This is a genomic window from Paenarthrobacter sp. NPDC090517 (assembly GCF_044769165.1).
Lineage (GTDB): Bacteria > Actinomycetota > Actinomycetes > Actinomycetales > Micrococcaceae > Arthrobacter.
Map to the genome: position 1 here is coordinate 1 of NZ_JBIVXN010000014.1, position 14,379 is coordinate 14,379.

Sequence of the window (14,379 nt, forward strand, 5' to 3'; positions counted from 1 at the left end):
TCGGGGCAGTTGAATGAGTGGCGGGCCACGCTGCTGGTCAAGGAGACCGCGTGTTTGTCTGTTGAGGACCGGGGCGCGGTGGATGAGGAGCTCGCACCCGATACCGGGACCTTCGATGGTGCCGGGGATAAGACGATCATCGCGGCCGCAAAGGCTGCCGCGTATCGACGTGACCCGCGATCCGTGACGGGGCGTGCCAGCCGTGCCGCCGCCGAACGGATGGTGAGCCTGCGCCCGGCACCGGACACGATGACGTACCTGACCGCGTTGCTTCCCGTGGCCCAAGGGGTGGCTGTTTACGCAGCTCTCTGCCGCGCGGCTGATTCGGCCCGTTCCGTTGGCTGCGCCGGCACCCGCCGTGATGCAAAGCCCGTCGCCGGCACTGGCACTGACACGGGTGCGGGGACACGGGCAGGCGCGGGGGCAGGCGGGGTTGTCCCGACCCGTGGCCAGATCATGGCCGACACCCTGATTGAACGCGTCACCGGCACACCCGGCGGGATTTCGGGGATCAACCTGGACCTCGTCATGACCGACCGCACCCTCTTCCAAGGTGACAGCGAACCGGCACGGCTCAAGGGCTACGGAATCGTCCCGGCCGAATGGGCAAGGGAGCTTCTCCGTTCGGGACAAGCCAAACCGTCGACGCACGGCAGCACACCCTCCGGCTCCAGACACACGGACGCCGCGCGCGTACCCCAAGACCAAGACCAAGACCAACACCAAGACCAACACCAACCGGCGCCAGGCCACGAGCAATCAGCCCAGGACCAAGAGTTCACCGTCTGGCTCCGCCGGCTCTACACCGCGCCGGCCAGTGGAGAACTCCTGACCACGGACTCCAAAGCCCGGATCTTCCCACCACAACTGAGACGGTTTATAGAAACCCGCGACGACATCTGCCGCACCCCCTACTGTGACGCGCCCATACGACACATCGATCACATCGTCCCCTGGCACTCACGCGGAACCACCACGCTCACTAACGCAGCAGGACTATGCGAAGCCTGCAACCACACCAAAGAAAACCCGGGATGGAAGAGTAAGCCGCTTGTCGAAGACGTGCACACTCTGGAACTCCGCACGCCCACAGGGCACACCTACCGCTCCAAGGCTCCGACCCCGCCAGGCTACTTCCGTGGCTCAGAGCCGTCATCGGAGCTGCCCGAACCTGCTGCAGGCCCAAGCCCGTCGCCATCTAAACCTTCTACTGAGGCTGCCGCCTCTCTGCGCCCAGGCAGGGAATCACCAGCGGCCATGGTCGGAGTCCAAGGGTGCGCGGTCGTATGATTCCTCCGGTCGGCTATCGACTGCCTGCCCCAGCGACTGCTGCCCGGGCGATAAACCCGCCAGGAGGCCGACCCGCCAAAACCTTAGCTGACGAGTGTTGGCAGAGTGAGGATCTCGGCCCCGTCGTCGGTGATGGCGATGGTGTGCTCACTGTGTGCGGTCCGGCACCCTGTCGCGCTGCGGAGAGTCCAGCCGTCGGCGTCGGTGACAAGCTGGGCAGTGTCGGCCATGACCCATGGTTCCAGGGCGAGCAGCAAGCCGGGGCGCAGCTTGTAACCGCGGCCGGGGCGTCCCACGTTCGGCACATGCGGCTCCTGGTGCATGGTGGAGCCAATGCCGTGGCCTCCGAACTCAGTATTGACGGGGTAGCCGGCCTCGCTGAGAACCGAGCCGATGGCGTAGGACAGGTCCCCGATGCGGGCGCCGGGTCGGGCCGCCGCTATGCCTGCGCGCAAGGCGCGTTCGGTTGCTTCGATCATCGCGACACTCTCCACCGGCTTGGACTCGCCCACGATGAAGCTGATGGCCGAGTCCGCTGCGATTCCGTCCTTCAAAACGGCCAGATCGAGGGTCAACAGGTCGCCGTCGGCAAGTTTGTAATCCGTGGGCAGTCCGTGGAGGACGGCGTCGTTGACGCCGGTGCAGATGTAGTGGCCGAACGGTCCACGGCCGAAGGAAGGAGCATAGTCGACGTAACAGGAGACGGCCCCGGCTTCCAGGATCATGCTTTTTGCCCACCGGTCTATGTCCAGGAGGTTTGTGCCGACAACCGCGCGTCCCTTAAGCGTGTGCAAAATGTTGGCGACCAAGGCGCCGGCCTCCTTCGCACGGCCTAGTTCTGTGCGGCTCAGGATCTCAATCATGCGAGGCCTTTCGTGTGAAACCAATAACTATCCCGGCCATATTATCCCGGTATTACAATTGGAGCCATGGTCAGGTTGCCGCTTACACCCGCAGAGGCCGAGCGTGGACAGCGTCTCGGTGCTCTTTTGCGTCGCGCCCGGGGTGAGCGCTCCATGCTGGAGACGGCTCTCGACGCCCGTGTCTCACCCGAGACGCTCCGAAAGATCGAGTCGGGCCGGGTCGCGACACCGGCTTTCCCTACCGTTGCGGCAATTGCCGATGTCCTCGGACTCTCACTCGATGAGGTGTGGGCAGAAATTAACACTCCTGAGCACGGTGTTGAGATAGGCGACCCGCGTCGGAGCGCCCGCGAATGGTTGGCCTCGTAGCCTTAGCGCTTGGGCCGTGCCCGCACGTGGAGCCGTTCGCCCTGCTGCCCGAAGAGGGTTAGCAGCTCCACTGGTTCTGTGGTGGCGCTGGCAAACCAATGCGGTGTGCGGGTATCAAATTCCGCAACCTCACCCGGATTGAGGACAAAGTCATTCTCGCCGAGCACCAACCGCAGTTTTCCGTTGAGGATGTACATCCAGTCGTACCCTTCATGGGATTGCGGCTGTGGAATTTCTTTTCCGGTTCCGCTCTTCAGCACCATTTTGAAGGCCTGGATGCCCCCGGGACGGCGGGTCAAGGGAACCGCAGTTCCCCACTCGTGGACGTGCGGTTTGAGGTGAATGCGGGGATCGCCCGTTTCCGGTGCGTCAATCAATTCTTCCAGCGGCACCTGATGCAACCTGGCAATGGGAAGGAGGAGTTCCAGTGTTGGTTTGCGTTGGCCGGATTCCAGCCTTGAGAGCGTGCTGACAGAAATGCCTGTAACTTCCGAAGCCTCCGCGAGAGTCACATTGCGTTGGATCCGCATGGCGCGAAGGCGAGGGCCGACGGCGTCGAGCATTGTGCTGAAATCGGTAGTCATGCCCTCCAGTTTGCCATATTGGCAAACTTCCTTGCCGATTCGGTTGCCCCTGACCAACCATGGAAGGGACGGCAGAGGGCCGTTGGATACACGTGGAGGCATCGTGAGTATGGAAACAGCGAACAACCGAATGGGCGAGGAGTTTGACGTCGTCGTGGTGGGAGGCGGCGCGGCTGGGTTAAGTGCTGCTGTGACGTTGGGCAGGGCATTGCGGTCCGTACTGGTTATCGACGCCGGTGAGCCGCGGAATGCGCCCGCATCCGGGGTGCACGGATTCCTGTCACGCGACGGAATCAATCCCATGGAACTGCTGGAACTGGGGCGGGCGGAAGCGCTCCAGTACGGGGCGGACATCGTGGCCGGCGTCGCGGTTGGGGCACGTTCGACGGCGAACCCAACGGACGGTTCCGAGCTCACCTTCGAAGTGGACCTGGCAGATGGCCAAACAGTGAGGGCCCGCCGCCTACTTGTCACTACAGGGCTGCTGGATATCCACCCCGACATCGAGGGCATCCGGGAGCGTTGGGGCCGTGACGTCCTGCACTGCCCGTATTGCCACGGTTGGGAGGTTCGGAACAAAGCGATCGGAATCCTGGGTTCAGTGCCAATGGCTCTGCACCAGGCGTTGCTGTTCCGCCAATGGAGCCCCAACATCACCTTGTTCCTCAATGACGTGGTGGAGCCGACGGAAGAACAGTGGGAGCAATTGGCTGCCCGCTCCATCACGGTGATTGACGGGAAAGTCAGGTCGCTGGAGGTAACTGACGACGCGTTGACTGGTGTGGTCCTGGCATCGGAAACGGTGATACCGGTGGACGCTGTTGTCACTGGCCCGCGGTTGGAGGCAAGGTCCGGTGTGTTGGAGTCCTTGGGCGTTCCCCTTGTGGAACATCCGATGGGCGTCGGGACGCACGTTGAAGTGAATCCTCTCGGAGGTGCGACGTCGGTGCCCGGAGTCTGGGCGGCCGGGAACGTCACAGATCTGACCGGTCAAGTGATGGCCTCTGCAGCCGCAGGTGTCATGGCAGGCGCTGCGATCAATGCTGATCTCATGATGGAGGAGACCAAAAGGGCTGTAGTGGAAGGGCGCCAGACAGTTCTATCCCACTAAGCCAGCTGATCACAAAGCACAAAACCATCGACGTAAGGGACCTGTCCGAGGAAGTATGCGTAGCACATGTCCAACCTCCTTAGTGGCTGTCCCTTAATCGTATGACGACTTCGAGCGGCGCACGAAGAAGGACTCCGCGCGCAAGACCGAAGCGCACACAACTGAGGAACCCAAGGAGCAGGAACCTGTACAGAGCCGTCCACGGACGGAAGGAACACTGTGGACTTTTCTGGCCCGTCGTCGCAGGGAATCCGAGGTTTCAGAACCGAGGATCGACCGCATTCGCGAGAAAGTCTAGGCATCCCCTGAAACGATCGAAGAAGCTGAACCCGATCGCAAAGTAGGCAAAAGGAAAGGCGCTGCTCTCGCAGCGCCTTTCCTTTGTGGCTTCCTGTAAGCACTCAGCCTTAGGACTTAGTGGCCAAGTATTCCCGGGCAGCCGTCACCAGGGCTTCCGTTCCGCGCGCCAACGTGGGCTGTATGACGGGCGCAAAGTATGGCGAGTGATTCGACGGAATGTCCTCGGGAAGGCGACCCGTAGTAGCCCACTCCTTAAACAAGGAGGGTTCGGCACCACCAAGGAACCAGAAAACCAACGGAGCGCCGGCAGCCTTAGCCAAGGCCCCCACGTCCTCGCTTCCGGACACAGGGCCGGGGTCGATGATCTGGGTTTCGCCAAACTTTGCCTTGAAAGCTGCAGACACTCTCTCGGTGGCAGCTTGGTCGTTGACGGTCAGCGGGAAGTGCTCTTCGAAATGAATCTCGGGGTCCTTGGGTGCACCTGAAGCTGTGGATTCCGCGTTGGCAATGCGCTCGATTGAGCCGAGGATTTTGTCCCTGGTGGCATCGCTGAAGGTACGGACGCTGAGGCCCAAGGTTGCCGTTTCGGGAATGATGTTGTTCTTGGTGCCGGAGTGAATCTGTCCAACGGTCACCACTGCGGAGTCACTCGGGGCAAGCTCACGCGACACAATGCCCTGCAACCGCACAGTGGCTGCAGCAGCCATCAAAACCGGGTCAATGGTGGTCTCCGGACGTGATCCGTGGCCTCCCCGCCCATGCAAAGTGATGTTGAGGGAATCGGCGGATGCCATGGTGACGCCGGGACGGATACCGAACCATCCGGCGGGGAAGGGGGCCACATGTTGGCCCAGGACGACATCCGGTTTGGGCACTGCGTCGTACAGCCCGTCGGCAACCATGGTTTCGGCCCCGCCTCCCCATTCTTCGGCCGGCTGGAAGAGCGCGATCAGGGTGCCCTGCCATTCATGACGCTGCGCGGCCAGGGCATCCACAGCACCAACCAGGCAGCTCACATGCACGTCGTGGCCGCAAGCGTGCATGATTGGCATGTCCTTGCCCTCATGATCAACACCCACAGCCGTGCTTGCATAATCCAAACCAGTTGCTTCCTTGACCGGCAAGGCGTCCATATCAGCCCGGAGCATCACCACCGGTCCGGGCCCGTTGTCCAGAACGCCCACAACCCCGGTCTTTCCGATGTTGCGATGAACAGTGAAGCCAAGATCTTCGAGATAGCCCGCGGCGATTCCGGCTGTTCGGGTCTCCTGGAAGGACAACTCAGGATGGGCATGTAGGTCCTTATATAGCTCTTCGAGGTCAATGGTCATGAGTCTGCCCTTTTCATTCGACGCCTAGGTCTGGCCAGTGTATCCAGCCCTAAGCTGCAAAGGCCGGGAAGCCCCGGCACACTGGATGGCATGAACGATTCTCAATCAGTCACCACGCAATCCACCGTTGAGGAATGGACCAAAGCCTTGGCGGAATCCACAGGCTCGCCAGGCGGGGGTGCCGGGACCGGGGTCATGCTCTCCATTGCCGCTTCGTTGACGTCCATGGTGGCCGGGTATACCGAGGCGGAGGAGACCCAGCGCGAACAGCTGACCGGCGTCCACTCCCGGGCGCAGGAACTCCGACGAATTGCCCTTCACCTGGCCGACGACGACGCTTCCGCCTCCAACGCCTTCGGCGCTGCCTTCCGCCTGGACCCCGGCCCGGAACGCGACGACGCAATACATCAAGCATCCGTCGACGCTGCCAAAGCATCAGCAGTTCTGGGGGAGCGGGCTATCGGCGCCATTGAAGACCTCGGCTGGCTCGCGTCAAACGGCAATCCAGCGCTTATCGCCGACGTCGTGGTGGGCTTCGGAGCCCTCCGCGCAGCCATAGCCGGAGCCAGAACCAACGTGAGCTTCGACCTCGCATCCCTGACCTCCGCAGGCGCCACACTCGAGGAAGTCAAGGAACAGCATCCAGAGCTATGGAACACGGTCACTCGGCTCAGCGACGCCCTCGACAGGATCGACGAACTAACCGCCGGAGTCGACAAAAAAGCGGCGCCGACCGAAGCCATCTAGCTTCAGCCGGCGCCGTGTTTACTACTGCTCTCTACTGAGCCTTCGGCGCGGTGCCCGTTACTGCGCCTTCGGCACACGCCGGAGCACGACGGCGGCGAGCACTGCCGCGCCAGCCATCAGTACCAGCCCAATCGCCGCAGTGATGTGGACGCCGGACTCGAAGGCTGTCCGGGCGGCGACCGTCAGCGCCTCCGATAATGAGGCCGGAAGGGCAGCCGCTGCATCAACAGCACCGGCCAGCGTTTCCGTGGACTTACCGGCCGCTTGCGTGGATACACCGTCCGGAATGACGAGGTTGTGCTGGTAGGAAGCAGTGAGGATCGAGCCAAGCACTGCCGTTCCCAGGAGCGACCCCAGCTCATAGCCGGTCTCGGAAATGGCCGAGGCGGCGCCGGACTTGTCGGCCGGTACTGAGGCAAGGATGAGGTCGTTGGAGATGGTTTCCGCGGCCCCTACGCCCACTGCGAGTACGGTCAGGGCTGACAACAGGAACACGGGTCCGCTGCCGTGGTCACCCACCACCACAATCAGGTAACCCACGCCGCTGAGAGTCAGGCCCGCGGCCACAACGAACCCGGGTCGTACGCGCTTGACCAGCGGCACCACCAGCAGGCCGGCGATGACCGTTGCCAGCAGGGCGGGAATCATTGCGATCCCAGCCTCCATGGGTGACTGGCCCTCAACAAGTTGCAGGTGCTGGGCGAAGAAGTAGATGAAGCCAGTCATGGAGAACAGGGACAGGACGTTCGCCACGATTGCGGTACTGAACACCTTGTTCTTGAACAAAGAGACGTCCAGCATGGGGTTCTCGATCCGCTGCTGGCGGCGAACGAACATAATGCCCATCACCACTCCAAACCCCATGAAGGCAGCCGCAGATGCCCCGAAACCGTGAACCGCGAATTCCTTGATGCCGTAAACGAACGGCGCCATGGTGATCACGGACAGGACGATGCTGGGCACATCTACCCGGCCAGGATTGGCGTCCTTGGACTCGGGAATCAGCACACGGCCAAAGGCCAGGAGTGGCAGGAGCAGGAAAGCCGCCACCAGGAACACGGCACCCCACCAGAAGTGCTCCACCAGCCAGCCACCGAAGATCGGACCAAGAGCGGCACCGCCGGAGAAACCGGCGGCCCAGACGGCGATCGCGAGCCGACGCCGGTTGGGATCGGTGAAGATGTTCCGGATCAGGGACAGGGTTGACGGCATCAGCATGGCGCCGAAGACGCCCAGGCCCGCGCGGCCGGCAATGAGCCATTCAGCGGAAGGCGCGAAGGCCGTAGCAGCCGAAACCGCTGCGAAGCCCGTGCTGCCGATCAGTAGCAGCCGACGTCGTCCGATCCTGTCGCCCAAGTTGCCCATGGACACCAGCAATGCTGCGAGGACCAGCGGGTACGCATCAACAATCCACAGCAATTGGATACCGCCCACGTCCAGGGAGCGGGAGATTTCGGGCAGAGCGAAGGTGAGCGCGGTGTTGTCGACGGCCACCAGCAGCACCGGAAACATCAGGAGTGCCAGTGCCGTCCAATCGCGCCACGGTGCTGCCTGGCCCTTAACGGGTTGGGCGGAACGGGGCGCTTGGGTTGAGGACGGCGAGAACATGTAACAACTATACCGTCCAGACGGTACAGTTACAAATAGAAGCCCGTAAGCCTTTAGGGAATGATGGACACATGCCACGAAAACCAGTTGCCCGGGACGCCGTCCTGGATGCCTTCGAAGCCCTGCTTATAGAGGTAGGGGAGCGTGCCGCGACGCTCGACGCCGTTGCCAAGCGTGCAGGCGTTTCCAAGGGTGGGCTGCTCTACCACTTTCCCAATAAGGAAGCGTTGATCACGGCACTTCTGGAACGCCTGGACCTGCTTGCCCAGGAAGATACCGAACTGATGAAGGCTGCCCCCGATGGTTCAGCCGCCTACTTCATCCGGTCCTCGCTCTGGGCGGATACGCCCATGGACCGGGCCTTCGTCGCTGCCACAAGACTGGCCGAAGTGGCCCACGAAGAAACCCGCCGCAGGTTTGCGGCGATCCAGCGACGCTGGCTGGACGTGCTGGCTGAGGACGTCGGGCCGGAAGTTGCCAAGGCCGTCAGCTACATGGGTGATGGCCTCTATTTCAATGCGATTTTTGAAGGCGGGCAGGAGGGCGGCAACGCAGGACGGGAAGCCGACGTCGAAATCCTGCTGGGAGTCCTCGAGCGATTGCGGAAGTAGCCGTTCACCCATTTGCTGCACGGCCCGGCACGTAGGACAATTAACCCTCGTGGCGTGCCCTACATGGCACCCATACACAACTGAACATGCCTTTTGATCTGCGGCGGGAGAGTCCTGCAAGCAAGTGATGCAGGCGCCGTAGGAGCAAACCCTCCCCAGGAATCTCTCAGGCCCACGCACCGCCGCGGCTAGGCAACTCTGGAAAGCAGCAGGCACTCAGCCTACCTCCGGGTCAAAGAGTGTTGTGCTCACCGACGGTGCAAGCGATTGTTGTTCACGCAACGCGCGGAAACTCTCAGGTCCAATACAGAGCGGGGAGGAACCCAGCCGCTGTGGCGTACCCAAACGCTGCCCAAGTAATGGAGTTCCTTCGTGACGGTTAGTTCTGCCTCCACCACCTTCGTCGATCGGCATATCGGCGCACGCCGCAAGGCCGACATTGAGACCATGCTCAAGTCCGTCGGCTACGACACTGTTGATTCGCTGGTCGACACCGCCGTCCCGAACGACATCCGCCAGGATGTAGCCCTCACCCTGCAGAACGCGCTGAGCGAAGTTGAAGTCCTGGCCGAGCTGCGCAAGCTCGCGTCCAAGAACAAAACAGCCGTTCAGATGATCGGCCAGGGCTACTACGACACCGTGACGCCGCCCGTGATCCGCCGGAACATCCTCGAATCCCCGGCTTGGTACACCGCCTATACCCCTTACCAGCCGGAAATCTCGCAGGGCCGCCTTGAAGCACTCCTGAACTTCCAGACCATGGTCCAGGACCTGGTCGGGCTGCCGATCGCCAACGCGTCCCTACTGGATGAAGCCACTGCAGTGGCCGAAGCCGTCCTCATGATGCGCCGCGCCAACAAGAACAAGGCTGTCCAGGATGGTAAGACTGTCCTCGACGCTGATTGCCTCCCGCAGACCATCGCCATCGTCAAGGGCCGGGCCGAGGCGCTCGGTTTCGAAGTCGAGGTCGCTGACCTTTCCTTGGGTCTCCCGGAAGGCGCCATCAACGGCGTGGTCCTCCAGCAGCCCGGCGTTTCCGGCCGAGTGTTCGACCACTCTGCCGTGATTGCCGACGCCAAGGAGCGCGGTGCGCTGGTAACCGTTGCTGCCGACCTCCTGTCCCTGACGCTCATCACCCCTCCGGGCGAGCAGGGCGCCGACATCGCTGTAGGTTCCGCGCAGCGTTTGGGCGTTCCGCTCTTCTTCGGCGGCCCCCACGCCGCATACATGGCGGTCCAAAAGGGACTTGAGCGGTCCATGCCCGGCCGTCTGGTGGGCGTTTCCAAGGACGACGCCGGTGTCCCCGCCTACCGCTTGGCGCTGCAGACCCGCGAGCAGCACATCCGCCGTGAGAAGGCGACGTCCAACATCTGCACCGCGCAGGCGTTGTTGGCCATTGTGGCCTCGATGTACGCCGTTTATCACGGCCCTGAAGGCTTGAAAGCGATCGCCGAAACCGCCCACGGCCACGCCCTCACGCTTGCAGCGTCACTGAAGGCTGCCGGCGTCGAAGTTCTTCACGGTTCCTTCTTCGACACCATCACCATCCGCGTCCCGGGCAAGGCTGACGAAATTGTCGCCGCTGCCGAGGCCAAGGGCATCAACCTGCGCGGCATTAACGCTGACACGGTTGGTATCTCGGTTGATGAGACCACTACTTCCGAAATTGTCGCCGACGTCGCATCGGTGTTCGGCGCTTCGGTGCTTGAGTCCGGTGAAGGCTTCGCGCTTGAGGCTTCCGTTGAGCGTAGTAGCGACTTTATGCAGCACCCGGTGTTCAACACTCACCGCTCCGAAACCCAGCTCCTGCGCTACATCCGCAAGCTCTCGGACCGGGACCTCGCACTGGATCGCACCATGATCCCGCTGGGTTCCTGCACCATGAAACTCAACGCCACAGCTGAGATGGAAGCCATTTCCTGGCCCGAGTTCGCCTCCATCCACCCGTTCGCACCGGACTCCCAGACAGAGGGCTGGCGCGAACTCATCACCGACCTCGAATCCCAGCTGACCGAGATCACCGGCTACGACCAGGTTTCCATCCAGCCGAATGCAGGCTCCCAGGGCGAGCTCGCCGGTCTGCTGGCCATCCGCGGCTACCACCTCTCCCGCGGTGACGAGCAGCGCAACGTCTGCCTGATCCCCGCTTCTGCCCATGGCACCAACGCTGCCTCGGCAGTGCTGGCGGGCATGAAGGTTGTGGTGGTGGCCACGGCTCCCGACGGGACCATCGACCATGTTGACCTCAAGAACAAGATCGAGGCCAACCGGGACGCGCTCTCGGCCATCATGATCACCTACCCGTCCACTCACGGTGTGTACGACGCCGACGTCCGCGAAGTATGCGACGCCGTCCACGAGGCCGGTGGGCAGGTCTACATCGACGGCGCCAACCTCAACGCCCTGGTCGGCCTTGCCCAGCCTGGTAAGTTTGGCGGCGACGTTTCCCACCTGAACCTGCACAAGACGTTCTGCATCCCGCACGGTGGTGGCGGTCCCGGCGTTGGCCCCGTTGCTGCAAAGGCACACCTCGCACCGTTCATGCCGGGCGATGCAGCCTCCTGGACCGAAGGCAACGACGTCCCCATTTCGGCGTCGCGTTTCGGTTCCGCAGGTGTCCTGCCGATCTCCTGGGCGTACGTGAAGCTCATGGGTGGCCAAGGCCTCACCGAAGCAACCAAGTCCGCGCTGCTGGCCGCGAACTACATCGCTTCCCGCCTCAACGAGCACTTCCCGGTCCTCTACACGGGCGAGGGCGGACTCGTGGCTCACGAGTGCATCCTGGACCTCCGCGAACTGACGGCCAAGACCGGCGTCACCGCAGAGGACGTGGCCAAACGCCTCATTGACTTTGGCTTCCACGCTCCCACCCTGGCCTTCCCGGTTGCCGGGACCTTGATGGTGGAGCCAACGGAGTCCGAGGACCTGGCGGAGATCGACCGTTTCATCGAAGCCATGGTCACCATCCGCAAGGAAATCGACCAGGTCGCCCATGGTGATTTCTCCGTGCAGGATTCGCCGCTTCGCCGCGCACCCCACACGGCTGCCGCCGTCGTAACTTCTGAGTGGGACCGCGCGTACCCGCGTGAGCAGGCCGCCTTCCCGGTCCACCACCTCAAGCAGGACAAGTACTTCCCGCCCGTAGGCCGCATTGACGGCGCCGCAGGGGACCGGAACCTTGTGTGCTCGTGCCCGCCGATCGAAGACTTCGAAAACTAAGGACTCCTATGAACGAGAACTACACAGCCCTTTACGAAGAGCACAAGAAACTCGGCGCGTCCTTCACCGACTTCGGCGGCTGGCAGATGCCCCTCAAGTACTCCTCGGAGTTGGCTGAGCACCACGCCGTCCGCAAGACCGCGGGCCTGTTCGACCTCTCCCACATGGGCGAAGTCTGGGTCACCGGTCCCGAGGCTGCTGCCTTCCTGGACTACGCCTTGGTGGGCAAGATCTCCGCCATGGCCGTAGGCAAGGCCAAGTACTCGCTGATCTGCCAGGAAGACGGCGGCATCATCGACGACCTCATCACCTACCGTCGCCCCTCTCCCCAGGAGGGCACCGACAAATTCCTTGTGGTCCCGAACGCCGGTAATGCCAAGGTTGTTGCCGCGGCGCTGTTGGAGCGCGCTGCAGGTTTCGACGTGGTTGTTGAAGATGCTTCCTCTGAGACTTCGCTGATCGCAGTTCAGGGGCCGCTTGCTGAGGCCATCCTCCTCCGCCTGGTCCCGGCCGAACAGCACGCCCTGGTCACCGACCTCAAGTACTACGCGGCGGTTGAAGTTCCGTTCACGTTCGACGGCGGCACGCAGGACCTGCTGCTGGCCCGCACCGGGTACACCGGCGAAGACGGCTTCGAAATCTTCGTAGCGAACGACTCCGCAGCAGCACTATGGCAGGCCATCGCCGACGCTGCTGCAGAAGGCGAGCTGACCCCGGCCGGCCTTGCTTCCCGCGACTCACTCCGCCTCGAAGCCGGCATGCCCCTCTACGGCAACGAACTTTCCCGCGAAGGCAACCCCTTCGCGGCAGGACTCGGCCCCGTGGTGGCACTGTCCAAGGAAGGCGACTTCGTAGGCAAAGAGGCTCTCGCTGCCCTCAAAGCGGACGGTGCCGGATCCACCAGCGGCCGCAAACTCGTTGGCCTCAAAGGCCTGGGCCGCAGGGCCGGACGTGGCCACTACCCGGTCCTTAAGGACGGCGCAGTGGTCGGCGAAGTTACCTCCGGTCAGCCGAGCCCGACGCTTGGCTACCCGGTAGCGTTGGCGTATGTCGACGTCGAGCATTCAGAACTTGGAACTGCCTTGGACATTGACCTGCGAGGCAAGCCCGAGTCGTTCGAAGTCGTCACACTGCCGTTCTATAAGCGCAAAAAGTAAGCCGGGGTCGGTCCCGTCGGGTCGCCTTGGGCGCTTCCGGATACCGGGCCCGATGGGGCTGCGCACCTCACCAGCCATAATTTTTGATCAACCACAGTAAGGAAACAGAATGCCCAAAGTAGCGCCCGAACTTCAGTACTCCGACGAACACGAGTGGGTTTCCCGCGGCGACGGGAACTCCGTGTCCGTTGGTATCTCCGAGGTTGCCACCGACGCACTGGGTGACATTGTGTACGTGGATCTGCCCGAGGTCGGTTCGTCGGTGACCGCCGGGGAAACCTGTGGCGAGGTTGAGTCCACCAAGTCGGTTTCGGACCTGTACTCACCCGTTACCGGTGAGGTCACGGAGATCAACGACGCCGTTGTGTCCGACCCCGCGCTGATCAACAACGACCCCTACGGTGCCGGTTGGTTGTTCAAGGTTGCCGCCGAGTCCGAGGGCCCCCTGCTCTCCGCCGAGGAATACGCCTCCAAGAATGGCGGAGACCTCTCCTAACTGTTCTGGCCGCGACCAAATCCGTTTCGGGGGTTCGCTGCGGAGTGTGCCGTGCGCACGGCATGTTCGGCAGCTAAACCCCGTACTGGAGCCCACCGGCGTAGCGTGGGATTGTAGAACTGAATAAAATTGCGACGCCGGGTTGCCGCCTTTGGGGGCCATCCGGCGTCGTGCTTCGGTCGACCTCCGCCATAAGCGGGGGCGGCCCTCCGGCAGGACCATCTGCCGGACCGTTTTCAAGCTTTGTTAAGGAATCCCGACCATGGCTGTTGGCGTTTTCGATCTGTTTTCCGTGGGCATAGGCCCGTCGAGTTCTCATACCGTGGGGCCCATGCGGGCTGCTGCAGTATTCGCTGGTGAGCTCAAGGACGCCGGCGTCCTGGGCTCGGTGGCGTCGCTGCGGGTTGACCTGTATGGCTCGCTGGCTGCCACGGGGCGCGGGCACGGCACCATGACGGCCACGTTGCTGGGCTTGGAGGGGTTCCACCCGGAGCTGATCCTGCCTGAAGAGGTGGAGGAGCGGCTCGCGACAATCGCTGAGACAGGTGTCCTGAATCTGGCCGGTGCCTCCGGCGAAGGCGTGGAGTTGCCGTATGCGGTGGAGGATATGATCCTGCATCCGTTGACGGTGTTGCCGCGGCATACGAATGGGATGAAGTTTGCTGTTTCTGATGCTGAGGGGAACGTGCTGCG

13 protein-coding genes and 1 riboswitch are annotated in these 14,379 nt (G+C 62.5%); of the genes, 9 read left to right on the top strand and 4 right to left on the bottom strand.

Annotated elements, in window-relative coordinates; translation table 11 throughout:
• On the top strand, positions 1-1,290 hold a 1,290-nt coding region (locus ACIQTW_RS21710; protein ID WP_402941582.1), incomplete at its 5' end, for an HNH endonuclease.
• An 83-nt stretch (positions 1,291-1,373) separates the two neighbouring features.
• Here the strand turns inward: ACIQTW_RS21710 and map are convergent.
• Entirely contained in the window at positions 1,374-2,153 is a 780-nt protein-coding gene (map, locus tag ACIQTW_RS21715) for a type I methionyl aminopeptidase (protein ID WP_402941585.1), read from the bottom strand.
• 66 nt (positions 2,154-2,219) lie between these two features.
• On the opposite strand from map, the gene ACIQTW_RS21720 reads away from it, so the two are divergent.
• Positions 2,220-2,522, top strand: a complete 303-nt coding sequence (locus ACIQTW_RS21720) for a helix-turn-helix domain-containing protein (protein WP_402941587.1) — start codon at positions 2,220-2,222, stop codon at positions 2,520-2,522.
• Between the two features lie 2 nt (positions 2,523-2,524).
• Here ACIQTW_RS21720 and ACIQTW_RS21725 read toward each other — a convergent pair whose 3' ends face one another.
• Positions 2,525-3,106 carry a helix-turn-helix domain-containing protein gene (locus ACIQTW_RS21725; RefSeq protein ID WP_402941590.1) on the bottom strand — a complete coding sequence of 194 codons (582 nt, stop codon included), beginning with the start codon at positions 3,104-3,106 and terminating at the stop codon, positions 2,525-2,527.
• 109 nt (positions 3,107-3,215) lie between these two features.
• On the opposite strand from ACIQTW_RS21725, the gene ACIQTW_RS21730 reads away from it, so the two are divergent.
• The gene (locus ACIQTW_RS21730; RefSeq protein ID WP_402941613.1) at positions 3,216-4,217 is read left to right on the top strand and encodes an NAD(P)/FAD-dependent oxidoreductase; all 1,002 of its coding nucleotides are present in this window, start codon (positions 3,216-3,218) and stop codon (positions 4,215-4,217) included.
• A gap of 407 nt (positions 4,218-4,624) precedes the next feature.
• On the opposite strand, the gene ACIQTW_RS21735 is transcribed toward ACIQTW_RS21730, so the two are convergent.
• Positions 4,625-5,848, bottom strand: a complete 1,224-nt coding sequence (locus tag ACIQTW_RS21735; protein ID WP_402941593.1) for an amidohydrolase — start codon at positions 5,846-5,848, stop codon at positions 4,625-4,627.
• 90 nt (positions 5,849-5,938) lie between these two features.
• Here ACIQTW_RS21735 and ACIQTW_RS21740 point away from each other — a divergent pair, with 90 nt between their 5' ends.
• A complete protein-coding gene (locus ACIQTW_RS21740) occupies positions 5,939-6,595 on the top strand; it encodes a cyclodeaminase/cyclohydrolase family protein (protein WP_402941595.1) in 657 nt (218 codons plus the stop codon).
• Positions 6,596-6,652: 57 nt separating this feature from the next.
• On the opposite strand, the gene ACIQTW_RS21745 is transcribed toward ACIQTW_RS21740, so the two are convergent.
• A complete protein-coding gene (locus tag ACIQTW_RS21745; protein WP_402941598.1) occupies positions 6,653-8,203 on the bottom strand; it encodes an MFS transporter in 1,551 nt (516 codons plus the stop codon).
• A 71-nt stretch (positions 8,204-8,274) separates the two neighbouring features.
• Between ACIQTW_RS21745 and ACIQTW_RS21750 the strand changes: the two genes are divergently transcribed.
• The 5 genes from ACIQTW_RS21750 to ACIQTW_RS21770 form a co-directional block, all read left to right on the top strand.
• Entirely contained in the window at positions 8,275-8,814 is a 540-nt protein-coding gene (locus tag ACIQTW_RS21750) for a TetR/AcrR family transcriptional regulator (RefSeq protein WP_402941601.1), read from the top strand.
• A 94-nt stretch (positions 8,815-8,908) separates the two neighbouring features.
• A riboswitch (glycine riboswitch) is annotated at positions 8,909-9,006 on the top strand.
• Between the two features lie 180 nt (positions 9,007-9,186).
• On the top strand, positions 9,187-12,033 hold the full coding sequence (gene gcvP, locus ACIQTW_RS21755) for an aminomethyl-transferring glycine dehydrogenase (protein ID WP_402941604.1): 2,847 nt from the start codon (positions 9,187-9,189) through the stop codon (positions 12,031-12,033).
• A gap of 8 nt (positions 12,034-12,041) precedes the next feature.
• Positions 12,042-13,190 (top strand): glycine cleavage system aminomethyltransferase GcvT, encoded by a 1,149-nt coding sequence (gcvT, locus tag ACIQTW_RS21760; protein ID WP_402941606.1) that lies wholly within the window; start codon positions 12,042-12,044, stop codon positions 13,188-13,190.
• Positions 13,191-13,299: 109 nt separating this feature from the next.
• On the top strand, positions 13,300-13,686 hold the full coding sequence (gene gcvH / locus ACIQTW_RS21765) for a glycine cleavage system protein GcvH (protein WP_024819780.1): 387 nt from the start codon (positions 13,300-13,302) through the stop codon (positions 13,684-13,686).
• A 262-nt stretch (positions 13,687-13,948) separates the two neighbouring features.
• Positions 13,949-14,379: serine dehydratase beta chain (locus ACIQTW_RS21770; RefSeq protein ID WP_402941610.1), on the top strand; the 431-nt coding region annotated here is incomplete at its 3' end.